Annotated in this window: 22 protein-coding genes; 5 read left to right on the top strand and 17 right to left on the bottom strand. The window is 31.8% G+C overall.

Features of this window, described 5'->3' with window-relative positions; genetic code table 11:
• Positions 1-75 precede the first annotated feature (75 nt).
• Positions 76-1,458, bottom strand: coding sequence for a tRNA uridine-5-carboxymethylaminomethyl(34) synthesis GTPase MnmE (gene mnmE, locus EV02_RS03885; protein ID WP_032519700.1), 1,383 nt, complete (start codon positions 1,456-1,458; stop codon positions 76-78).
• A gap of 66 nt (positions 1,459-1,524) precedes the next feature.
• Between mnmE and EV02_RS03890 the strand changes: the two genes are divergently transcribed.
• The gene (locus EV02_RS03890) at positions 1,525-1,968 is read left to right on the top strand and encodes a DUF2062 domain-containing protein (protein ID WP_032519699.1); all 444 of its coding nucleotides are present in this window, start codon (positions 1,525-1,527) and stop codon (positions 1,966-1,968) included.
• Positions 1,969-1,986: 18 nt separating this feature from the next.
• Here the strand turns inward: EV02_RS03890 and EV02_RS03895 are convergent, their stop codons facing one another.
• Positions 1,987-4,296, bottom strand: a complete 2,310-nt coding sequence (locus tag EV02_RS03895) for a RelA/SpoT family protein (protein ID WP_032519698.1) — start codon at positions 4,294-4,296, stop codon at positions 1,987-1,989.
• A 54-nt stretch (positions 4,297-4,350) separates the two neighbouring features.
• On the opposite strand from EV02_RS03895, the gene EV02_RS03900 reads away from it, so the two are divergent.
• Entirely contained in the window at positions 4,351-5,949 is a 1,599-nt protein-coding gene (locus tag EV02_RS03900; protein WP_032519697.1) for an ABC transporter ATP-binding protein, read from the top strand.
• Here EV02_RS03900 and EV02_RS03905 read toward each other — a convergent pair.
• Both EV02_RS03905 and ylqF read right to left on the bottom strand, forming a co-directional pair.
• Entirely contained in the window at positions 5,942-6,901 is a 960-nt protein-coding gene (locus EV02_RS03905; RefSeq protein WP_012007000.1) for an RluA family pseudouridine synthase, read from the bottom strand. The two genes, EV02_RS03900 and EV02_RS03905, sit on opposite strands and share 8 nt — an antisense overlap.
• Positions 6,892-7,764: a ribosome biogenesis GTPase YlqF gene (ylqF, locus tag EV02_RS03910; protein WP_011817687.1), complete on the bottom strand. Its 873-nt coding sequence runs from the start codon at positions 7,762-7,764 to the stop codon at positions 6,892-6,894. The genes EV02_RS03905 and ylqF overlap by 10 nt, the downstream gene beginning before the upstream one ends.
• A 212-nt stretch (positions 7,765-7,976) precedes the next feature.
• On the opposite strand from ylqF, the gene EV02_RS03915 reads away from it, so the two are divergent.
• Positions 7,977-9,185: a phosphoglycerate kinase gene (locus tag EV02_RS03915; protein WP_032519696.1), complete on the top strand. Its 1,209-nt coding sequence runs from the start codon at positions 7,977-7,979 to the stop codon at positions 9,183-9,185.
• Position 9,186: 1 nt separating this feature from the next.
• On the opposite strand, the gene EV02_RS03920 is transcribed toward EV02_RS03915, so the two are convergent.
• On the bottom strand, positions 9,187-9,912 hold the full coding sequence (locus EV02_RS03920) for a hypothetical protein (RefSeq protein ID WP_032519695.1): 726 nt from the start codon (positions 9,910-9,912) through the stop codon (positions 9,187-9,189).
• Positions 9,913-9,953: 41 nt separating this feature from the next.
• On the opposite strand from EV02_RS03920, the gene EV02_RS03925 reads away from it, so the two are divergent.
• Positions 9,954-11,045 (top strand): UDP-N-acetylglucosamine--N-acetylmuramyl-(pentapeptide) pyrophosphoryl-undecaprenol N-acetylglucosamine transferase, encoded by a 1,092-nt coding sequence (locus tag EV02_RS03925; protein ID WP_032519693.1) that lies wholly within the window; start codon positions 9,954-9,956, stop codon positions 11,043-11,045.
• Here EV02_RS03925 and EV02_RS03930 read toward each other — a convergent pair.
• The 10 genes from EV02_RS03930 to EV02_RS03975 all read right to left on the bottom strand — a co-directional run bounded on the left by EV02_RS03930 (position 11,024) and on the right by EV02_RS03975 (position 20,230).
• A complete protein-coding gene (locus tag EV02_RS03930; protein WP_413677148.1) occupies positions 11,024-12,109 on the bottom strand; it encodes a pyridoxal phosphate-dependent aminotransferase in 1,086 nt (361 codons plus the stop codon). The two genes, EV02_RS03925 and EV02_RS03930, sit on opposite strands and share 22 nt — an antisense overlap.
• A 45-nt stretch (positions 12,110-12,154) precedes the next feature.
• Positions 12,155-13,324, bottom strand: coding sequence for a quinone-dependent dihydroorotate dehydrogenase (locus EV02_RS03935; protein ID WP_032519691.1), 1,170 nt, complete (start codon positions 13,322-13,324; stop codon positions 12,155-12,157).
• The gene (gene rnhA, locus EV02_RS03940) at positions 13,321-14,049 is read right to left on the bottom strand and encodes a ribonuclease HI (protein WP_032519690.1); all 729 of its coding nucleotides are present in this window, start codon (positions 14,047-14,049) and stop codon (positions 13,321-13,323) included. Before rnhA ends, EV02_RS03935 begins: the two co-directional genes overlap by 4 nt.
• Before the next feature lie 47 nt (positions 14,050-14,096).
• Positions 14,097-14,492, bottom strand: coding sequence for a 50S ribosomal protein L7/L12 (gene rplL / locus EV02_RS03945; protein WP_032519688.1), 396 nt, complete (start codon positions 14,490-14,492; stop codon positions 14,097-14,099).
• Positions 14,493-14,520: 28 nt separating this feature from the next.
• Positions 14,521-15,048, bottom strand: a complete 528-nt coding sequence (gene rplJ, locus EV02_RS03950) for a 50S ribosomal protein L10 (RefSeq protein WP_032519687.1) — start codon at positions 15,046-15,048, stop codon at positions 14,521-14,523.
• A 190-nt stretch (positions 15,049-15,238) separates the two neighbouring features.
• Positions 15,239-15,946, bottom strand: coding sequence for a 50S ribosomal protein L1 (rplA, locus tag EV02_RS03955; protein WP_029968747.1), 708 nt, complete (start codon positions 15,944-15,946; stop codon positions 15,239-15,241).
• A gap of 66 nt (positions 15,947-16,012) precedes the next feature.
• Positions 16,013-16,438 carry a 50S ribosomal protein L11 gene (gene rplK, locus EV02_RS03960; RefSeq protein WP_025925886.1) on the bottom strand — a complete coding sequence of 142 codons (426 nt, stop codon included), beginning with the start codon at positions 16,436-16,438 and terminating at the stop codon, positions 16,013-16,015.
• 67 nt (positions 16,439-16,505) lie between these two features.
• Positions 16,506-17,117, bottom strand: coding sequence for a transcription termination/antitermination protein NusG (gene nusG, locus EV02_RS03965; RefSeq protein ID WP_032519686.1), 612 nt, complete (start codon positions 17,115-17,117; stop codon positions 16,506-16,508).
• Between the two features lie 51 nt (positions 17,118-17,168).
• On the bottom strand, positions 17,169-17,411 hold the full coding sequence (secE, locus tag EV02_RS03970; RefSeq protein WP_032519685.1) for a preprotein translocase subunit SecE: 243 nt from the start codon (positions 17,409-17,411) through the stop codon (positions 17,169-17,171).
• Between the two features lie 62 nt (positions 17,412-17,473).
• Positions 17,474-20,230, bottom strand: a complete 2,757-nt coding sequence (locus EV02_RS03975) for an ATP-dependent Clp protease ATP-binding subunit (RefSeq protein WP_032519684.1) — start codon at positions 20,228-20,230, stop codon at positions 17,474-17,476.
• A 264-nt stretch (positions 20,231-20,494) separates the two neighbouring features.
• On the opposite strand from EV02_RS03975, the gene eno reads away from it, so the two are divergent.
• Positions 20,495-21,787: a phosphopyruvate hydratase gene (eno, locus tag EV02_RS03980; protein ID WP_032519683.1), complete on the top strand. Its 1,293-nt coding sequence runs from the start codon at positions 20,495-20,497 to the stop codon at positions 21,785-21,787.
• A gap of 4 nt (positions 21,788-21,791) precedes the next feature.
• Here the strand turns inward: eno and EV02_RS03985 are convergent, their stop codons facing one another.
• Positions 21,792-23,459, bottom strand: a complete 1,668-nt coding sequence (locus EV02_RS03985; RefSeq protein ID WP_032519682.1) for an ABC1 kinase family protein — start codon at positions 23,457-23,459, stop codon at positions 21,792-21,794.
• Positions 23,456-23,773, bottom strand: a complete 318-nt coding sequence (locus EV02_RS03990) for a hypothetical protein (protein ID WP_032519681.1) — start codon at positions 23,771-23,773, stop codon at positions 23,456-23,458. Before EV02_RS03990 ends, EV02_RS03985 begins: the two co-directional genes overlap by 4 nt.
• Positions 23,774-23,895: the final 122 nt, after the last annotated feature.

The following is a 23,895-nucleotide window of genomic DNA, read 5'->3' as shown; positions in this document are numbered from 1 at the left end:
AAGAAATAATTAATTAATAAAATTAAACTGAAGTTAGAGAACCAACTATATATCACTATGTAATTTAACTCAAATTTATTTACCAATACAAAACTTAGAAAAAATATTATCTAGAAGTTCCTCTGTTAATTCTTGACCAGTTATTTTAGATAAGTTTTGAATTCCATCTCTAAGTTCAATTGATAACAAATCAAATGGCAATTTATTTTCAATTATTTTATCAGTATCATTTAAATTAGATAAGCAAGCAGACAAATTTGTTAGATGTCTTTGGTTTAAAAATATATTTATATTTTCTACTTGTTTTAATCCACATTTTTTTATGATTGTGTCGATTAATAATCTTTCACCATCATTATTCTTAATGCTCATAAGAATTGTATTTTTTAACTCATTTGAATTAATATTTTTGCAATCAATTAAATCTTTTTTATTGCCCAAAATAGTAATTAATTTTTCTTTGGGGATTTCTTCTATTATTTTTTTGTCTTCTTCATTAAGTCCTTCTTCAAGACTATAAATATAAATTATGAAATCTGACTCTTTTATTTTCCCAAAACTTTTTTTGATTCCAATACTTTCAATTTGTTCATGAGTTTCTCTTATGCCAGCAGTATCAATTATTTTCATTGGAATATCATTAATAGTTAAATTAACTTCAATAACATCTCTAGTTGTTCCAGGAATATTAGTTACGATTGCTTTCTCTTTTTTTGCAAGCAAATTTAATAAAGAGCTTTTACCAACATTTGTTTTACCTATAAGCGCAATGGATATTCCATTGTGAATATATGAATTTCTTTTTGCATTTTCTATTAGTAATTCTATTTTTTCTTTGACTTTTTTAATGTTTTTTAGATATTTGGTGTAATCAAAATCTGTAAAGTCTTCCTCAAAATCAACTCTTGCTTCTATTTCGCAAAGTTGATTTATAAGGTCATTTTTAATATCATCAATTTTTTTCTTTATTTCTCCTTGAACCCCGCTAAAGGCTAACTCTGCTGATTTGGTATTGCTTGCATTAATTAATTGATTAATCGACTCGGCTTGAGTAAGGTCTATTTTCCCATTAAGAAAAGCTCTTTGACTAAATTCTCCTGGGTTTGCAAGTCTAACTCTAGAATTACTAGATAATAATATCTTTAAAACTTTATTTACTATGATAATTCCGCCATGGCAATGAAGTTCAACTACATCCTCTCCTGTGAAGCTATTTGGGGATTTCATCACTAAAATTAAAACCTCATCTATAAATTTATTTTGTTTATTTTCCTGAATAAAACCACGAAAAACTCTATGTGATTCCCATGCATATTTAGATTTAGTTTGAACAATCTTTTTGCAAGAATTTATTGCGTCTTTCCCTGATACTCTTATTATCGCAACTCCTCCCTTCCCAATACTTATAGCTGAAGCAATTGCGGCTATCGTATCTTCTGTAGTAACTATCGAATCCATCTCTCGCTTTGTTATGGATAATTAAGTAAGATTATCAAGAATTTAATTTTGAAATTTTCTTTCTGAATGAGATTTAAAAGAGATATTACCTATAAGAAAATTCTATCATTATTTAGGAGTCAGAATGGAAGTCCTTTCTTTAATGCTAAAGGTTTAGCTATAGGGGTATTTAGTGGTTGCTTTCCATTTTTTGGTTTTCAGACTTTAATGGGAGTATTTTTTGCGAAAATAGCTAAGGGAAATATTGTTCTAGCTGCAATTGGTACCTGGATCAGCAACCCTTTTACTTATATTCCACTTTATTATTTTAACTATAAAGTTGGTTCGATTTTTTTAAATAATTCTTCTAATAAAATTCTTGAAAAAAGTTTAGTTATTGATGACTTATGGAAACAAGGTAGAATTTTTTCCTTAAAATTAATCTTAGGTTCATCTTGTGTAGGTATTTTATTAGCTTTGATTTGCGGCAGTATTGTTTTCTTTATCTACAAGGTAAAAAGTAAAAGATAGATTGATCTGATTTTAAAATTAACTTTGTCCAACTCTGGCAATATCTAAAACATCTGCCATTGATTTAATTTGTTCAATTGTTTTGTGAAGTTGATTATAACTTTCAAGACCTACACAAAGATTTATAATAGCTGGTTTACCAAAAGCAGTTTTAACATTGGCATCACTAACGTTTATACCTTTATCAGATAACCGCATAAGAATATCTTTAAGAACTCCAACTCGATCAATTACTTCTATTCTTAGCTGAATTGGAAACTTATTCTCGCCAGTTTTATTATCTTGATTCCAACCGACAGGTAATCTTCTCTCTATTGGAATTGGTATTACATTTTCACAATCTTCCCTATGTATAGTTATCCCATGGTTGCCGAGCGACACAGTTCCGATAATATCCTCGCCTGGGAGTGGGGAACAGCATTTACCTATTCTGTAATCAAGACCTTCTATCCCGGAAATTGGTGATTTAGCTGCTGTATTAGATTGATTAGTGGATAAATTATTATTACTTTTAAGAGATTTTGCTATTTCAGAGTCAGAATCATTTTTTACATCTTCTGTCTGTAATTTTATTTCTTCTCTTAGTCTGTTTAATACTTGATGCAAAGTTAAACCACCAAAACCAAGAGATGCAAGAAGGTCTTCAGTAGTTTTTAAATTGCATCGATTTGCAACTTTTTTCATGGCTTCACTAGAAAGTAATGCTTCAAAACCGTTTCTACCTACTTCTTTTTCCAGTAAATCTCTACCTCTTTTAATCGTTTCATCACGATGGCTTTTCTTATACCATTGGCGAATTCTATTTTTAGCAGTTGGCGTAACTACAAAGTTCAGCAAATCCAAGCTTGGAGTAGCATTATTACTTGTCAAAATTTCTATGAAGTCACCATTTTGAAGTGCTGTGGATAATGGAGAAAGTTTTTCATTAATTCTTATTCCATTACAGTGATTTCCAACTTCAGAATGGATTCTGTAGGCGAAATCTATCGCGGTAGATCCTTTCCTTAAACCAACAACATCTCCTTTTGGAGTGATTACAAATACTTCTTCATCAAATAAATCCTCTTTAATTGAAGCTAAATAATCATTATGATCCCTTTCATTACCTTCTTGTTGCCATTCTACTAATTGTCTTAGCCAATTAAATCTCTCGGCATTACTTTTAGCAGGAGAACCACCCTCTTTATATTGCCAATGAGCGGCAATACCATATTCAGCAATTTGATGCATCGAAGTAGTTCTAATTTGAACTTCAATAGGTCGATGTCTTCCAATCACAGAAGTGTGTAAGGACTGATATCCATTGGGTTTTGGTAATCCTATATAGTCTTTAAATCTACCTGGAATTGGTTTGAAAGTATCATGAACAACTGCTAAAGCTCTATAACAACTATCTGAATTGTCCACGATAATTCTTAGGGCAGCAACATCATAAATCTCGTGAAAATGCTTTTGTTGTCTTTCCATTTTGCTCCAGATGCCATAAAGATGTTTTGGCCTTCCTGTTATTTCAAAATTTTTCAAACCCGCTGAAATCAAGTTTTCCTTCATAAGATTCAAAGTTACTTTTAATCTTTTTTCTCTATCACTTCTTTTAACGGCGATTTGATCTTTAAGATCTAGATATTCTTTAGGCTCTAGGAATTTAAAAGCTAAATCTTCTAATTCCCATTTAAATCTGTTTATACCTAGTCGATTAGCTAAAGGTGCATAAATCTCTCTTGTTTCTCTCGCTATTCTTAGTTTTTTCTCATCATTTAGCCATTCAATTGTTCTCATGTTGTGAAGTCGATCTGCAAGTTTAACTAAGACAACTCTGATATCGCTGGCCATAGCCAAAAACATTTTCCTAAGATTTTCAGCTTGTGCTTCAGTCCTGTTGTTAAAGTGAATGCCGCCTAATTTTGTTACACCCTCTACAAGTATTTTTACTTCTAATCCAAAATTTGTTTCTATTTCGGATAAATCAATGCCAGTATCTTCAACTACATCATGTAAAAGGCCTGCAGCAATAACAGATGAACTAGCACCTATTTCTTTAAGGAGATTTGCAACAGCAACCGGGTGGATAATGTATGGCTCGCCGCTCGCACGGAATTGTCCATCATGAGCTTTATAAGCAAGTTTAAAAGCCTTTACTATAAGGTTTTGATTCTCATCATTTTCTTTATTTGATTTTTCAAAATTATGAATATCTTTAAGAAGCCAATCGGGAATGTTTATTTGATAATTCAAAGATTCACTTTCATATTTTTTATTTTCAGGCAAAATAGTTTTGGAAACTTCAATTTCGTTTTTTTCTTTTGAATTTGCAGCTGCCTCGGACATTTTATATTGCTTTAGATGTATTTTATTTATGTCTAGAAAAATTTGCTATAAATCATGGAAAAAAATAAAGAAAAAATTATTGTAGTTAAAAATCTTACTGTTAAATATGGTCTAAAACAGCAACCTATTATCAAAAATTTTAATTTGGAAATTGATAGTGGAGATCATTTGGCCATAATAGGACCTTCTGGATGTGGGAAAACCACTTTTGCAAAAACATTAGTAAATATATTGCCTGCAAAGGCCACTTCTAAAGGGTATCTATCTATTTCTAATGTAGATCCTAGGAAAATAAACAACAAAGATGCACAATTATTTAGAAGAAAGAATTTTGGATTTATTTATCAAGACTCTATAAAAAAACTTAATCCGCTAATGAGAGTTGGGGATCATTTATATGAATTATTTAAAATACATGATCAAACTAAATCATCTTTAGCTATTAAAAAATTAGTAAGAGGAGTTTTTCAAAAAGTCGGAATTGAAGAAAGTAGACTTGATTCTTTCCCACATCAATTTAGCGGGGGAATGAGACAGAGAGTTTCTATAGCAATGGCACTTGCTTTGAAACCTAAATTATTAATAGCTGATGAACCTACAACAAGCTTAGATACCAAAACAAGTTTTGAAATTATGCAAGAAATAATTCATCTATGTAATGAATTTGATACAACTTTAATTTTAATTAGTCATGATATTAATCTTGCAGCAAAGTGGTGTAAAAAAGTTGCAATAATTGAAAAGGGATCGATTGTTGAAAAAGGGAATATATTAGATATTTTTCAATCACCAAAATCAGATATCGGGAAAAAGTTAGTAAATGCTTCAAAAATAGTATTAGAACCAAATACTAAAAATAATGCTCGAGATCAGGTCGTTCTAGAGGTAAATAACCTAAGACATTGGTATAAATTAAATTCTTCAATTTTCATTAATAAATGGAATAAGGCTTTAAATGAAGTTAGTTTTAAGTTATATGAGAATGAGACTCTTGGAATAGTTGGTTCTTCAGGGAGTGGTAAAAGTACATTATGTAGGGCTTTAATTGGACTTCTTAAAGTAAGAGGTGGTGAAATCAAAATTTATGATAAAAATCATGCATCGAAAAAAAATAAATCTTTTAAAAAGAACAATAAAGTGCAAATTATTTTTCAAGATCCTTTTTCAAGTTTGAACCCTAAAATGACAATTAAAAGTATTTTGGAAGATATATTTTTTATTCAAAAAATTTCAGATAAAAGAAAAATCGAAAAAGAAATAAAATTAATGTTTAGAAATTTGAATCTTCCCTTAAATAATGATTTTTTTAATTCTTATCCTAGCCAATTATCGGGTGGTCAATTGCAAAGAATTTCATTAGCCAGAGCGCTATTGTTGAAACCAAAAATTTTGATTTGTGATGAGAGCGTTAATATGTTGGATGCTTCAGTAAAAATAGAGATTCTTGAATTACTTAGAGTCTTGCAAGAAAAAATGAATTTAACGATTATCTTTATTACTCACGATTTGGGCATTGCTAAAAGATTTTGCGATAGGTTGCTAGTTATGAATCACGGAAAGATAGTTGATGAAGGAGAAAGTTCTACAATATTCACTAAAACTCAAAACACGTATACAAAATCGCTTCTAAATTCCTCTTTGAATCTTATTTAACTTTAAGAACACTTAGTAATTTTTGAAAATCTAATGGTAATTCTGATTCAAATATCATTTCTTTCCCATTTATTGGATGTATAAGTCCAAGCTTAATGGCGTGTAAAGCTTGGCCATCTAATTTACATGGCAGTTTTTTACATCTTCCATATAACGGATCACCCACAATTGGATGATTAATGTGAGCGCAATGTACTCTTATTTGATGCGTTCGCCCCGTATCTAGTTTGAAACTCATTAATGAGTAATTGCCAAATCTTTCTTCTAATTTCCAATAGGTACAGGCATACCTTCCTGAGGTTTCTTCAACTACTTTATATTTCAATCTATTTAATTTATCTCTGCCAATGTTTCCCACTATTTGGCCTTCTTCAGAATTCGGTGCTCCATGAATTACTGCAATATATTCGCGTGATGCTATTTTTTCTTTAATTTGTTTCTGGAGATTTACTAATGCCTCTTGGCTTTTTGCAACAACCATACATCCGGAGGTATCTTTATCTAATCTGTGAACAATCCCAGGTCTTAGCTTCCCATTAATTCCAGGTAGATCTTTACAGTGAAAAAGTAATCCATTCACTAAAGTTCCAGATTTGTGTCCAGGGGCTGGATGAACAATTAGTCCTGATTGTTTATTAATTACTATGATGTGTTCGTCTTCAAAAAGGATATTTAAATCCATTTTTTCAGGTTTCAAATAAATAAGAGGTTCTGGAGGAGGCATCCATATTTGAATATTGTCGCCATTTTTTAATGGGGTCTTTGCTTTCGCAGTCTTATAGTTTACAAGTACTAAACCTGAATTTATAAAATGTTGAATTCTTGCTCTACTTTGTTCTGGTCTTTTACTTACCAGCCATCTGTCTAGCCTCATAGGAAGAGGTAGCTCATAAATAATTTCTATAAGCTCACCTTCTCCAATGCCGAAAGAATTTTGATTATTTAATTCCATAGTGGGACTTCTAAAGCAATTTTACCCAGCATTTGATTTCTATAATCTTCCAATAACTTATGAGACATTCTCCTTTTATCGCCTGAGGTATGTTTTGAAGCTGCTTCGTCGATCCAAGCAGAAGGACTCTTAAAGCCTTTAGTAATATCAACTCCATATCTATTAGATATTTGTTTAACTGAGATATTCGCATTCTTATCTTTGTTGAGAGTGGATATAATTTTGATAAATCCAATTGCGACACTCTCTATTTCATAAGCAGCTTCTCCAATATCGTCACACAGTGCAAGATTAAGTGCTGATTTTTGATCTTCTAAATTTGGAGGTATAACACCAGGAGCATCTAGAAGATCTATACCACTTTCTAATTTTATCCATCTTAAATTACGAGTCACGCCTGCTTTCCTAGCGCTATCTACAACTCTTTTTTTTGCGATTCTATTAATTAATGCCGACTTTCCTACGTTTGGAAAACCAAGTGTAAGGGCTCTAATTGGCCTAATTCGCATTCCTCTAGAGAGTCTTCTATCGTCGATTGACGACCTAGAATCTTTGGCTGACTTACAAATTTCTTTAATCCCTATTCCTCTTTTAGCATCACACCAAAGAGGATATTGATCTTTAGAATTAAACCATTTATTCCAACTATTGATTGTATTCGGGGAGATCATATCTGATCTGTTAATAACAAGAATATGTTTTTTATTATTTATCCATTTATTTAAGTGTGGATGTCCTGTTGACAAAGGAATTCGTGCATCTCTAACTTCTATAACTAAATCTACTTTATTGATAACTTCAGATAATTTCTTTTCTGCTTTTGCGATATGGCCTGGGTACCATTGGATTTTGGGTATGTCCACTTCAATAAATCAAATAAAATTTTGTATTCCTTTTAGTTTTTATAACTTTCAAAAGTATTTACTTCTAAATTTTAGTATAAATTTAATAACTAAAAATTTTTATAATCGTTAATTCTTAAAATTTATTAAGGCATAGGTAACAGTAACTACTTTTTAACCCAATAAGCCCAAATTAACGTTAGGGTCTTGAGATCATAAATATAGCTTGTTTAATGTCAAAATTATCTCTTTCCAGTCTTGATAAGACACATTTAGAAGGAAAAAAAGTTCTTGTTAGAGTAGATTTTAATGTTCCATTAAATGAAGACGGTCAAATAACCGACGATACGCGTATTCGTGCAGCGATTCCAACTATTGAATATCTTATTAATCATTCTGCAAAAGTCATTTTAGCTGCTCATTTTGGTAGACCGAAGGGTCAGGTAAATGAAAAAATGAGATTAACTCCAGTAGCAGCAAGATTAAGTGAATTGTTGGGCCAAAATGTTGCTCTTACCAACAGTTGTATTGGTGATGAAGCAGTTGCACAATCAAGTAGCTTATCTAATGGAGATGTTCTTTTACTTGAGAATGTTCGTTTTTTTGGTGAAGAGGAAAAGAACGACTTGGAGTTTGCCGAAAAATTAGCATCACATGCAGATATGTATGTAAATGATGCTTTCGGTGCTGCTCATAGAGCGCACGCTTCAACTCAGGGTGTTACAAATTATTTAAGTCCCTCAGTAGCTGGATTCCTTTTAGAAAAAGAATTGAAATACCTACAAGGAGCAGTAGATTCCCCAAATCGTCCATTGGCAGCAATAGTTGGGGGGTCAAAGGTTAGCAGCAAAATAGGAGTACTTGATTCTTTACTAGATAAGTGTGACAAAATCATGATTGGTGGAGGTATGATTTTCACTTTTTATAAAGCTAGAGGTTTAGATGTCGGAAAGAGCCTTGTAGAAGAAGATAAACTCGAGCTTGCTAAAGATTTAGAAGCAAAAGCAAAAGCAAAAGGAGTAGAGTTATTATTACCTACTGATGTTGTTTTGGCTGATGAATTTTCTCCTGACGCCAATAGTAAAATATCTCAAATTGATGCAATTAGTGGGAATTTGATGGGTCTAGATATTGGTCCAGATTCCATTAAAGTTTTTCAGAATGCTCTTGCAGAATGTAAGACAATTATTTGGAATGGTCCAATGGGAGTTTTTGAATTTGATAAATTTGCAGATGGTACAAATGCAATAGCTACGACTCTTGCAGACTTAAGTGCTTTTTCTGAAGTTTGTACAATAATTGGTGGTGGAGATTCAGTTGCAGCAGTTGAAAAAGCAGGATTAGCTGAGAAAATGTCTCATATATCTACCGGAGGTGGGGCTAGTTTGGAACTTTTAGAAGGTAAAACTTTACCAGGTGTGGCTGCTTTAAACAACGCTTAGGCTATATCTCATCAACAATATCAATGCTCTTTGTGAAAGTAATCATTCCCTCAGGATGAGCTATGATTCCTGACCAAATTTGCATACTTGGTTTTGAAGGGGCTCTTGTAATTTTAAAAATCCCTCCAGACGCCAATGGTTCCAATAATATTTCTTGTTCAAACATTGAATTAACTTGATGAGGTTTTATAGCTCCAGCAATAATCACTTCTTCAAGAGGATTATTTAGTATTATATCGATATCGTATTTTGAACCAGTAAGTACTTTATCAGGAATTTTAAAACTAATATCTATTTTTTTATTATCGTTTCTTATTGTGGTGAATAAATTTTTGATAATCCCTTCACTTATTTTTCCATTTACGATTGAAAATATATAATCAAATTTGGATTCGAGTATATATATTTCTCCGTTAACTATTTTTTCCCCAGAAACTTTTATTCGCAAAATATCTTCATCTGGAATATTAGATTTTAATCTTTTGATCTTCCATTTGCTGTTAGGGAAATCATTAATAATCTTTGAAAATTGTTTTGGAATATTTTGGTTTTCATCATTTCTAAAATTTTTTTTAAAAAACTCTAAGTCTCGCTTATTTAATGAGGTCTCTAAATTTCTTATAAAATCAACTTTTAAAGTTTGCGTTATTGCTGAATAGGGGAGAATGAGATAAATAAATAAGTAGAGAGGGAATCCTATATTTCTGAATAAGTTTAAATTCAACATATTTATCATTTATTATTTTCATTCTACTAATTTAAGTTTTTATGTCTAAAAAAAATAATTTATTAGTTGCAGCTAGTGGAACAGGAGGCCATATTTTTCCAGCTTTAGCAGTTTCTAAAGAGGTGGAGGATGAGTGGAATATTCATTGGTTGGGTATTAAGCAAAGACTTGATGCAAATTTGATTCCCCAAAAATATAATTTGAAGACTTTGAATTTAAAGACACCAAGAAAAAATATTTTTTTGTTTTATCAATATATAAAAATTTTAATGTCAACTTTCCAAATAATTAGGATCTTAAAAGAAAAAAAAATTAACTTGGTTTTTACGACTGGAGGTTATATATCTGCCCCTACTATTGTTGCTTCAAAACTACTCAGGATACCTGTCATTATTCATGAATCAAATTTAATTCCAGGAATGGTCACGAAATATTTTGGTTTTTTGTGTAACTATGTTTTTCTAGGATTTAAGAAAACAAATTCTTATTTAAGAAATTGTAAAACTATTTTCACTGGGACTCCTTTAAGAGATCAATTCTATAAATCCCATCCCTTGCCAGAATGGGTCCCAAAAGGAAAAGGACCTCTTTTGATTGTTATGGGAGGTAGCCAAGGAGCAAAAGCTATAAATCAAATTCTTAACGAATCTCTTGAATTTTTAATGAAAAAACAGTTTCGGATAGTTCATATTATTGGCGAATGTAATCAACAATCCTTTAATGTAAAAAATTACAATAATTATGTTCAAAAGAAATTTACTAATGAAATCGCAGCTTTGATTCAAAACTGTGATCTTGTAATATCGAGATCTGGTGCAGGAACAATAAATGAACTTATAGAAACTGAAAAACCTTCAATTTTAATTCCATTTCCTTATTCTAAAAATAATCACCAGGAAAAAAATGCAATGATTCTTGCTGAAATTGGAGGATCAGTTTTATTGAATCAAAGTAAAATTTCTAAAGAAGTTTTTGAAGAAACTATAGAAAGAATTTTTAAGAGAAAATCAAAAAACGGAAAATATTACTATGAAATTTTAGATATTATGAAGAAGAATATGGCTAATAATAATAAAATCAAATCTAAAATTGAGATTAGGAAATTTTTTAATTATTTTTTTAAGGAATTCTGAATTTCTTTACATAAAAGAGTGTTATTTTTCCTACTCTGCAAACTTATTCTTGCCCACTTTTCATCCAGAAATCTAAATGAAGTACATTCTCTAAGCAATATTCCCTTATTTTCTAAGTATTTTATATTAGGCGACAAGGATTTTTTACTTTCTATTAAAAAAAAGTTGGTTGAAGAGTTATGAACTTTAAGGTTCTCTATTTTTGATAATTTTTCAAATACTCTTTTTTTTTCAATATTTATCCAGCTGTGAATCTGTTTTGTCCACTGTTCATAGAATTTCTTATTACTTAGTAGATCAATTCCGGCTTTAATAGAAAATGAATTTAAAGGCCAAGGATCTCTATTTATTTCCCATTCTTTTAATATTTTCGATGAGCCAATAACGTAACCTAATCTAAGACCAGGAATATTGAAGATTTTGGTCAAGCTTCTCAAGACTAATAAATTATCAAATCTTTTGGTTAATGGTATTAAAGATTCTTTGTCTCCATTAGGTGTTATCGATAAGAAAGCTTCATCGCAGATAACTAATTTATATTTTTTCACAACTTCCTCCAATGAATTCTTTCCCCATAATTGGCCGGTAGGGTTATGTGGATTTGTTATCCAAATAACATCACCTTTTGGATGAAGCGGAAATGATTGAGGAAAAATATCATTCCAGTTTTTAGGTAATTCGCAATGTATAAAATTGCTATTCCAACAATTTAAAGATCTTTCATAATCAACAAATGATGGAGAAGGAATACAACTTATTCCGAATTTGGATGCTTCATAACCTGCCCAGGTTATTAATTCAGAAGCTCCATTTCCAGGCAATATATTGTCTGGATTTATCCCATGAAATTTGCCGATTATTTCTTTCAGATCACTCAAGTTTCTTTCTGGGTAATATCTAAAGCCAAGTTTCTTAATTTCCGCATTTATTGAATCTATTAGTATCTGAGGGGGATCAAAGGGTACTAATGATGCACTTGCATCAATGATTTCTGAGGGTAATAAATTTAATTTTTTCGCAGTTGCATATACATTTCCACCGTGCTTCAAGTTTGATCCTTGCATGGCTAACTTTGAGTAATCATGAGGTTCATTATTCATTCTCTAATCTTATTCAACCCATTTTAACTCTGATCCAATTGCATCTTTTATACTAGATAATTGATGGTTGTTGAGTTGCTTTATAATTCCTTCAAGTATATCTGGTACTAATTGTGGACCCTTATATATCCATCCTGTATAAAGTTGAATTAATGATGCTCCAGAACAAATTCTTTCCCAAGCTGACTCAGGACTATCTATTCCACCAACGCCAATTAAAATAATCTTTTTATCAATATTATGTATATGTTTTATTATTTGATTTGCTTTTTTTTGGAGAGGCCTTCCACTTAATCCTCCATTCTCTTGAGAGAGTAATAATCCAGTTTGCCTGATCTTTCTATTTTCAAGACCTAATCTATCAATGCTGGTGTTTGTAGCAATTATTCCATCGATGTTTTCTTCGATTATTAATTGACAAATATCTTCAATATCTTTAAGGCCTAAATCTGGCGCAATTTTTACAAATAATGGTGGACAATTAGGTAAGTTTTTAATTTCTCTAAGAAGTTCTTTTAGAAGAATTGGATCTTGTAATTTTCTTAGTCCTTCAGTATTTGGAGAACTAACGTTTATTGCTGCGTAATCACAATATGGAATTAATAATTTTAGAGAAGTTAAATAATCATCTTTTGCTTGTGATAAACCTGTAATTTTTGACTTCCCGAAATTTATCCCTAAACAAATATTCTCCCTGTTTTTTTTAAACTCAATACCTTGCTCGACAAAGTTTTTAACTAGATTTTCAGCGCCATTATTATTGAAACCCATTCTATTTAATGCTGCTTCTTCTTCTGCCAATCTAAATAACCTTGGTTTGGGATTTCCATTCTGAGCAAATTTAGTTACTGTACCAAGCTCAGCAAATCCAAAACCAAAATCTTTCCATATATTTGCGGCATTTCCATTTTTGTCAAAACCCGCAGCTAAACCAACTGGATTACAAAAATTTATTCCACATATTTTCTGAGTTAACCTTTTATCAACTACAGAAAATTCTTCATTTAGATTTTTTAAGATAGAAGATACTATAGGCCAATTATATTTTCTTGAACTGAATGATAGGAGACTAAGAGATAAATTTGTTAAGTATTCTGCATCAATTCCAGAGTCTTTTTTTAATACAGGGGTAATAAAGTTTTTATAAAGATTGTTAAATCCCCCCTTCTGTTCACTCATAAAAAATTAAGCTTCTTTTTTTCTATTATCCAATATTTTTTATCTTTAGGAATCAATCTCCAATTACGCCATTCAAAAAGTGAATATTGTTTTATCTTTAAGTGGTTTTCATCACCTAATAATGTTTCTAGTTCAGGTGAACTTAACAGGTACTTTTTTTCTGCAAATTTTTGAATTAATTCATTGCGGGAAAATAATTCCTGAATTTCTGCAGGTGCATTTTTTTCAAAAAAATCAACTGAGGATTCTACTTTTTTTAAGTTACTTTCTATAGATATACCTTTGCTGTAATTAGTTGCAATTTTATCAACCCTATCATTTTGTTTATCCCCGCTATGACCTTTAACATATTCCATTATTAGGCCATTAATTCTTAATTGATCAATTTTTTGCCATAGATCAAGATTTTGAACTGGTTTTCCTGAACTTGTTTTCCATCCATTTTTCTTCCAATTAATAATCCATTTTGTATAACCCTCTATGACATATTTACTATCAGTTCTTAGTTTAAAGTTCTCTTTTAATTTGTAGGTTTTTAATTTCTCAAGAGTTTTTATAGCCGCAGTGAGTTCCATTCTATTATTAGTAGTATTTTGCTCGGAACCACCTATTTCTAATTCGCTGTTATCCTCAAAAATTATTAAACCACCCCATCCACCTGGGCCTGGATTACCACTGCAGGCTCCATCTGTTGCGGCTTCAATCGCAATACTATCACTATTCATAATTTTTGAAGCCGATATTAAGGTTATCGGCTTGAAAAAATGTACTCTTACTTAAGTGTAACTTTACCGCCAGCTTCTTCAATCTCTTTCTTTAAAGATTCAGCATCTGCTTTGGCAATTCCTTCTTTTACTGTTTTTGGTGCAGATTCAACAAGTGCTTTTGCATCGCCAAGACCTAGACCAGTTGCATTTCTTACAACCTTAAGTACTTTGATTTTTGCAGCTGCATCAAAGCCTTCGAGAACTACATCAAATTCAGTTTTTTCTTCAGCAGCGCCACCATCTGAGTCACCGCCAGCTGCTCCAGGAGCTGCCATTACTACACCTGCAGAAGCTGCAGCAGATACACCAAAAGCCTCTTCAATTTGCTTTACAAGCTCAGATGCTTCTAAAAGTGATAAAGATTTTAATGATTCAAGAATTTCTTCAGTTTTTGCGGACATTTTCTTAAAAGTTAATTAGGGTTTTGATTTAAGATTCTGATTTTTCAGAATGTTGTTTAAGTGATCTAGCAAGTCCAGAAGGCACTTCATTGATAGAGATCGCAATTTTTGTTGCTACGCCATTTAGAGCGCCAGCAATTTTTGCTATCAATACTTCTTTAGATGGAAGACTTGCAATTTCTTTTATTTCAGAATCGCTAAGAAGTCTGCCTTCAAATAAAGCTCCTTTGGTCTCGGATTTTTTGGTGTCTTTTTGAAAAGATTGGATAGCTTTTACAGCACCACCAACATCTTCTTTAATTAACACAAAAGCATTCGTTCCGGTCAGTAAAGATTCAAGATCGTTCCAATTACTATCTCCATCAATAGCTTTGCGCATTAATGAATTTTTAGTAACTTTGCAGATACCGTTGGTTGTTTGCAATCTAGATCGCAAATCTGACATCTCTTTGATAGTTAAACCTTTATAGTCAAGAACCACAGCCATTTCCGAGTCGTCTAAAAGAGATTTAATCTCAGTAACGATTTTTTGCTTATTCTCTAGTGTTCGGCCCATTGATGTTTTTTGGATCGTAATTTAGGGAGAGCAGGAAATGCGGCAAAGTTCTTTTTAAGAGGCCGCTTTTATTAGATCCAAAAAGAAATAATTTAAGACGAGTCCTCGGTAGGAATTAAAAATTTAGAATAACTAAATCAACCTACTTTCTTTGGCCGTATTATTGCAATTTAAATTATACTACAAAGCGTTAACCTTCAGGTTGGTAATCTTGTACAGCATTTATGTCTAATTGAACTGAAGGCCCCATTGTTGAAGTTACATAAAAAGTTTTCCAATACTTTCCTTTAGCTCCACTTGGTTTATTTTTATCAATTGATTCTTGTAAGGTTTTTAAGTTGTCAAATAGGGCCTCTTTTGTGAAACTTGCTTTTCCAAAGCGGACATGAACGATTCCAGCCTTATCTGCTCTAAATTCGAGTTTACCGGCTTTGAATTCTTTTATTGCATTAGCAATGTCATTAGTTACTGTCCCAGCTTTAGGATTAGGCATTAAACCTCTAGGTCCTAAAACTCTTCCTAATTTTGCAACCTTTGGCATCATATCTGGAGTTGCAATAAGTAGATCAAACTCCATATTTCCTTTATTGATGCTTTCTACAAGATCTTCTTCGCCAAATAAATCTGCACCAGCAGCCTTAGCTTTCGATACATTTTCACCGCTTGTAATTACTGCAATTTTGATGCTTTGGCCAGTACCATGTGGTAATGCAACAGTGGTCCTTAATTGTTGATCAGTATATTTTGGATCAATACCTAGACGTATATGTGCTTCAATAGTTTCATCAAATTTTGCATTAGCATTTTCCTTGATAATACTAAGAGCTTCAAGTGGTGCGTAAATGCGATCTTCTATCTTTGTTGATAGAGCCGCCATTCTTTTAGATAGTTTTTTCATAATAATATTGGGTGCAAACGGTTATTAACTAACCTCCCCTAAATAGTGAGAAATTGTGTATTGAACTCAATCAGTGATAGAGACGCCCATATTACGAGCAGTACCCTCAATTACTTTCATTGCCGATTCAACACTAGAACAGTTTAGATCAGGAAGCTTAGTTTTGGCTATTTCTTCTAATTGAGATTTACTTATATTCCCAACAGAGCCTTTTGCGGATTCACCTGATCCTTTCTCTATACCAGCTGCTTTTGTTATTAAGACGGAAGCAGGAGGTGTTTTTGTGATAAAAGTAAAGCTTCTATCTTCAAAAACAGAAATCTCGACTGGAATTACAAAACCTGCTTTATCTTGTGTCCTTGCATTGTATTCTTTGCAAAATGCCATGATATTGACACCATGTTGTCCTAAAGCGGGCCCTACAGGAGGAGCAGGATTTGCTTTGCCTGCTTGTAGAGCAAGCTTGATAACTGCAACAATTTTTTTTGCCATTAGATTAGATAATTTAAGCTGAAGTAGAAAATCATTATTTTACTCGATAAACAAGAACAATTAGAAATTAATTTTGTTTATTGATTTGGGAGAATTCTAATTCTACAGGAGTCTCGCGCCCAAATATTGAAAGTAATGCTTTTAATTTATTTCTTTCGCCGGAAACTTCTATAACTTCCCCCTGGAAATCCTTGAATGGACCACTAGTTACAATTATTCTATCTTTTTCTTCAATATCTAACTTGATTACAGCTTTTTTCTCTGATGCGCGCTTAAAGATTCTATTAACTTCTTGTCTTGATAATGGTCGAGGTTTGATATGACCTCGTGATCTTCCGCTGCCTCTCCCGTCTTCAGCACCGACAAAGTTAATTACATTTGGTGTACTTTTAACAGCCATCATTGTATCTTCATCCAAAATCATTCTTACGAGGACATAACCAGGGAAAACTTTTTCTTCAGTAGTTTGTCTGCTTCCATCTTTTTTTAATTTAATTCCTGGAGTTTGGGGAATTTCAATTTCAATGATTCTATTATTAACACCTAAAGTCACTGATCTCTGCTCAAGAGTCGCTTTTACTTTTTTTTCACAGCTTGATGCTACTTGAATGGCATACCATCTTGCGATGCTTGTATTTGCTTTTGAAGAAGCAAGGTTTGTATTTAATTCATTACTCATTTTTCTGGAAGCTTAAATAAGATCTTTATTAATGGATATTCGGGAGATAATTCAACCAAAAATTTGCGAGGCTGCCCATCCATAGAATCTGCTAACAGAAGCAATTGCTGCAGCAGAAAAGGATACCATAATTATAACTGCTACTGATTCGCTAAAAAGTTGTTGTTTGTTAGGCCACACGACAAGTTTAAGCTCATCGTATGTAGATCTAAAAAAATTATTCTTTTTTTTAGGCTCTTCAACTTCAGGAGAATCCTTTTTAAGAAGGTCTTTATTAGTAGTAGGACTTGTCACAAAATTTTTTTTGAAATTGAGCTTTACGCTTTAATTTCTATTTTAGCTTATTGATTCTCTCCTCAGCTAGGTTTGAAAACGATCTCATCTTTTTTAGCAGGGTTAAGTTTAATTATTATATTTTTTTTGTTTTTGAAGTTATCCTCTAAAAGTTTTGCAGCCAAGGGATTTTCTATTTGTCTTCTAAGTTCCCTGCTAAGTGGCCTAGCACCATATTCAGGTTCGTAAGAATCGTTTGCAATTTTATTAATAACTTTTTTGTCTATGGCGATATTTATGTTCTGTTCAAGTAGTAGGTTTTTTAAATCTTCTGTTTGCAAAATTATTATTTTTTGAAGTTCATCAATAGATAATGGATTAAACCTTACTACTTCGTCAATTCTATTTAAAAATTCAGGTCTAAATATTGAAGACAATGTATTACTAATGGAATCATCTAAGGTTTGTTGGTTATTTTCTAACTTTCCCTCACTTTTAGAAATCTTTTGTGAATACTCCAGTATAGATTTACCAGCTAGGTTGCTTGTCATGATGATTACTGTATTTTTGAAGTCAACAGTCCTTCCTTGAGAGTCTGTTAATCTTCCTTCATCTAAGACTTGTAAAAGAATATTAAAAACTTCTGAATGTGCTTTTTCTATTTCATCAAGAAGAATTACTGAATAGGGTTTACGTCTTACAGCTTCAGTTAATTGACCTCCCTCTTCATAACCAACATAACCTGGCGGAGCTCCCAAAAGTCTTGCTACGGCATTTTTCTCCATATATTCACTCATGTCTAATCTTAAAAGTGCGTCTTCTTCATCAAATAAAGCTGTTGCAAGAGATTTTGCTAATTCTGTTTTGCCGACACCTGTAGGACCCATAAATAAAAAAGATCCGATAGGTCTTTTAGGACTTTTCATGCCGACGCGAGCTCTTCTAATTGCAGCAGACACAGCTTCTATAGCTTTTTCTTGTCCAATAACTTTTTCACTTAGTTCTGTTTCTAGATTGACTAATTTCTTACGTTCATTTGAAACTACTTTAGAAATTGGAATACCTGTAATTTTTGAGACAACATCAGCAATATCATCAGGTTCAACTTGATATTTAAAAGGGAAATTTCTATTTTTCTTTATTTTATTAAAGTTCTCTTCAACTTTTTGTATTTCATTCTCTATTTCATTTAACTCTTCTTCAAGCTTTTCTAAATAATCAAGATCATTTTCAATTTCGCGATTTGATTTATCTTTAATTTTTTTTGTTAGCTTATCTTCTTCTTTCATTAAAATAGATAATTGCTTCATTTCTTCACGCAAATTGTACCAATTGTCCAAAAGAACGTTCAATCTTGCCTCTGATTGTTGCCTCATATTCAACAGTTTTTCTTTAGCTTCGATATTTTCTTCTTGCAAATTATTCAATTTTTCATTAATGGTATGAAGTTTGTTTTCTTGTTGAAGAATTATTTGAGGCTTTTTATTAGACTCGATTTTTAACTCTGCAGCTGCTTCATCAATTAAATCTATTGCTTTATCAGGAAGACATTTATCGCTGATGTATCTGTCGGCCAATTTTGCAGAATAGTTTACAGCTTCTTCAGAAATTTTTATGCCATGATGTGATTCATATTTCTTTTTGATACCTTGCAGTATTTTTGCGCTTAATTCTACTGAAGGTTCATTAACAGCTATCTTTTGAAAACAATTATTTAATGCTTGATCTTTTTCAATAGTTTCACGAAATTTCTCAGGTGTTGTTGTACCGATACATCTAAGTTCTCCTTCAGCCAGTAAAGGTTTTAAGATATTGCTTATATCGGTAGAAGATCTGTCAGAACTCAATATTGAATGAATTTCATCAATAAATAGAATCATTCCTTGGCTTGGATTGTTTAGTTCCTGCATTATTAAGCTTAGCCTTTCTTCTAGTTGGCCTCTAAATTTTGTCCCAGAAACTAAAGCACCTATGTCAAGCGAAATAATTTTAAAGTCTTTTAAAGAATCAGGAACTTTTTTGTCCACAATTAATTGCGCAAGTAATTTTGCAATTGAGGTTTTACCAACTCCAGGATTACCGATAAGTATAGGATTATTTTTGTTTCTTCTGCAGAGTACCCTCATTAAATTATTTATCTCATTTTCTCTCCCTAAAACAGGATCCAGTAAGCCTTTTTTAGCTGATTCTGTTAAATCTTTTCCATAAATTGAAAGAGCATTTTCATCTTTCCCAACTTGTTTTTTGGTTTCAATTTGAAGTTTACTTTTGGGTAATGGAACGATAGCTTCTTTAAATTTTTCTTCTTTAACTAAAGTCTCTTTATTTGATTCAAAATTAGATTGATTATTTATTTCCAGTATGTTCTCATAATTAAAAGAATCTTTTGATTGATTAATATTTGGGAAAAACTTTAATTCCTCTTCTAATTTTTCCATCGAAAGGTTACCTTCCTGAAAAACATAATTTCCAATTCTTAAATCTCTTCCAAGAGCAATTAGTAAATGAGGGATTTCTATGAATCTCGATCCCCATTGGATTTTGATCTGATTTGCATTATCTAATAAAATCTCTAAATCTTCTCCGATAGTAAAAATATCTGACTCATTTGTTGGAGTCTCTTCTAAAAAATCTTCTGTTATATCTAAAACTGTATCTTGGTCGATTGATAATTTTTCAATGAAAGCAAAGAATTCACTTGATGAGAACAATGTATGAATTATGTGTTCAATATTAAATTCGCTATGATCCCATTTTTTTGCTGTTTCTTCCCCTAATAAAAGAAGATTCCAACTGATATCGCTAAATAGTTCAGGACTGGATGTAAGTGTTTCTCTCATAAACTATAAAAACTATAGTTGATTAATAATTAATATTCTAAATAGTATATGCATTAATAATCATTCATTAATTTTTAAATTATAAGATGAATTTCAAAAATATCACTATGAGAGGGGTTGATGGGACTTTGGAATTAATAAAATCGATAACTAAATATTTAAGTGGTTGTGAAATTAAATAATTATGATTGGTTAACATATTTATTTCAGATATTAGCCAAATAGTTCAGCTATTAATAGGATTTAAATAGTAATAATTAAATTGTGAAAGAAACTATTGATTTTCTTATTGATACTATTGAAGCAAGGCAAGTCCTTGATTCAAGAGGTAATCCAACTGTAGAGGCAGAAGTATTTTTGGAATGTGGTGCAAGTGGTAGAGCAATTGTTCCCAGCGGAGCTAGTACTGGTGCTCATGAAGCACATGAATTAAGAGATGGTGGTACAAAATACATGGGGAAGGGTGTTTTAAATGCTGTTAATAAAATTCATGAAACAATATCCCCGGCTTTATGTGGTTTGACGGCTTTAGATCAAACTGCAGTAGATAAATTAATGATTGAAATTGATGGAACTCCTAATAAATCTAACCTTGGAGCAAATTCAATCCTTGCAGTAAGTCTTGCAACTGCCAGAGCATCAGCAAATGCTTTAGACGTTCCACTATATAGGTATCTTGGAGATCCATTATCCAATCTCCTTCCAGTGCCACTGATGAATGTAATAAATGGCGGTGCTCATGCGCCAAATAGTCTTGATTTTCAGGAATTTATGCTTGTCCCACATGGAGTTAATAATTTCAGTGAATCATTAAGAATGGGTACTGAAATTTTTCACTCATTAAAATCATTACTTGATCAAAAAGGTCTATCTACTGCTGTAGGCGATGAGGGTGGATTTGCACCTAATCTGTCATCAAGTGAAGAGGCAGGGGACTTATTATTAGAAGCAATTCAAAAAGCCGGATTTAAGCCTGGTGAGCAGGTATCTTTAGCTTTAGATGCTGCTAGTACTGAATTTTATAGTGATGGTATTTATAAATATGAAGGGAAAAGTTTAAATAGTTCTGAAATGATTTCATATCTTTCAAGATTAGTTTCAAATTATCCAATAGTTTCGATAGAAGATGGTTTAGCAGAGGATGATTGGGAGGGTTGGTCAGAATTAAACAAAGAATTAGGAAATAAAGTTCAGCTTGTAGGTGATGATTTATTCGTTACTAATACAGAAAGGTTAAGGAAAGGGATTATAGAAAAATCTGCCAATTCAATCCTAATAAAGGTAAATCAAATTGGAACATTAACTGAAACTTTGGAAGCTATTGAGTTAGCTAAAATGTCCGGTTTCACAAGTGTTATTAGTCATAGAAGTGGTGAGACTGAAGATACCACAATTGCTGATTTATCTGTCGCAACACGATCGGGTCAGATCAAGACCGGTTCTTTGAGTAGAAGTGAAAGGATTGCAAAATACAATAGGCTTTTAAAAATTGAGGAGGAATTGGGAAATCAAGCAAGATTCGCAGGAGCTTTAGGTTTAGGTCCCAAAAATATATAGTTTTTTAGCGCTTAAGTTTTTCTAAACGTGAGCCTTTTCTCATACTTAATTGGCATTTTATCCAATCAACACTTATTGGTAGTGCAAAAAAAAGAGGCAACAATGCAAAATTATTTTGTTTATTGGTTACTAGTAAAGCAGAAGCAATTGATAAGCTTCCTATAAGAATTGAATGGCCTAAAGTTTTTTGAGCAGTAAACATTTTTTTGAATTGCCTGTCAGACTCTCCCATTCTTATTTGTAATTGTAAATCGCCCTGCTCTAATCTTTCTAAACTTTCATCTATTCTTTTGGGAATACCAACAGCTTTCGATCCTAGTTCACCTACTTGCCTTCCAAATTGGTTAATTAAATCGTTTGGAGTTTGATTATTTGAAGTCATAAGTTCTATTAAATAAGGCTTGGTAACTGATACAAGGTTAAACCCTGGGTCAAGCATTCTACCAACTCCTTCAAAAGTTGATAAAGCTCTCATCACAAAAATTAAATCTACTGGTAGTTGAAATGGTGTTTCATAAACAAGTTCGTATAAATCTCCAGATAATTTTTCAATAATATTTGGACTAAATGGTGGAGTTAAGGCTTCTTTAAGCATCAATCTGACTAATCTTCTGACTGGTCCTACATCAATATCTTTTGAAATTAGCCCAGCTTGTTGTAATTGACTGACAAGTGATGAGGCGTCTCTTAAAGCAGCAGCCTTAACCATCCCTCCTAATCTTGTTTGAAGATTATTTGAGATATTGCCCATCATTCCAAAATCATAAAAAATCAATTTACCTTCATTTGAAACTGCTAGATTCCCTGGATGAGGGTCTGCATGAAAAAAACCGTAATTTACTAATTGTTTTAAATAACTGATGGCGCCTATTTCTGCAATTTTAGGTAGATCAATTTCTTGTGATTGTAATTTTTCTAAATCGCTTATTTTTGTTCCTTCTAGATAACTTAAACAAAGGACTTTTTCACTGCTTAAATCCCAAATTACTTCAGGAACTTCAATATTTTCATCATCAAGAAATTGCTGTCTAAATCTTGCGGCATATTGTGCTTCACAATTAAAATCAAGCTCCTTCATGAGAACTTTCCTACACTCTTTAGCAATCTCAACCCAGTTTCTACCTCGACTCCAATTCTTATTTTTCTGCAATAAGCCCGCTATTTGCTGCATTATGCCCAAATCTATAATAAACAATTCTTTTAAATTAGGTCTTTGAACTTTAAATACTACTTTCTTACCATTTTTTAAAGTCGCCTTATGGACCTGAGCTAGTGATGCTGATCCAACCGGATCAGATATTATTTGATCTATTTCATTAAACTTAGATCCTAGTTCTACTTTTATAGTTTCTTCAACTTGCGCAAATGAAAAATTAGGAACTTGATCTTGCAATTTAGACAATTCCTGTATCCAGGTATTAGGAATTAAATCAGGTCTCGCTGATAATAATTGTCCAATTTTAATAAATGCTGATCCAAGTTTTATTAATTGATTAGTAAACCACCTAGCTCTTTTAATTTGGACCCTACTTTTTTTATTCTTCTTAGTTTGGAAAATTGTAAATCTAATATTATCTATCCATAAATTTATTAAAAGCGAAATCAGAGTTTTCCAAATAAGAAAGGCCCTCTTCAATTTTTTTAAACGATAATGAAGAATGTTGTAACTCATTTAATTTGATTATTTATATTTTTATTAAGGAGATCAATTTGCTTATTGATATTTTCAATTTCATTTAAAGCTTTTTTTATTTTGGAATCTTGGTAAGTATTTGTAATCTCATTTTCTTGAATATTTTCGGCTTTTTCCAGTCTTGATGCTTCTTCGATTATGGATTCTTTTAAACTATCAAATTCTTTTTTGAGAATTTCTGGAGCATCCTGAGCAATATTTGTTGCTTCTTCAATTTTTTCAACTAATATTTCGTTTAATTTTTCGGTTACTTTCTTAATAGCAGCTTTTAAAAGGTAATCAGAGTTGGTCATGTAAAATATAATGTTTCAACGGCAATTGATTTTTCGATATGACCTAATAATAGATCAATACAGAACATTTCACGTAATTGATCATTTTGATAATTAATTTTTTATGTTTTTCCTATGTAAGT

Source organism: Prochlorococcus marinus str. SB (genome assembly GCF_000760115.1).
Classification (GTDB): Bacteria; Cyanobacteriota; Cyanobacteriia; order PCC-6307; family Cyanobiaceae; genus Prochlorococcus_A; species Prochlorococcus_A marinus_D.
This window is presented reverse-complemented; position numbering and strand designations above follow the sequence as displayed.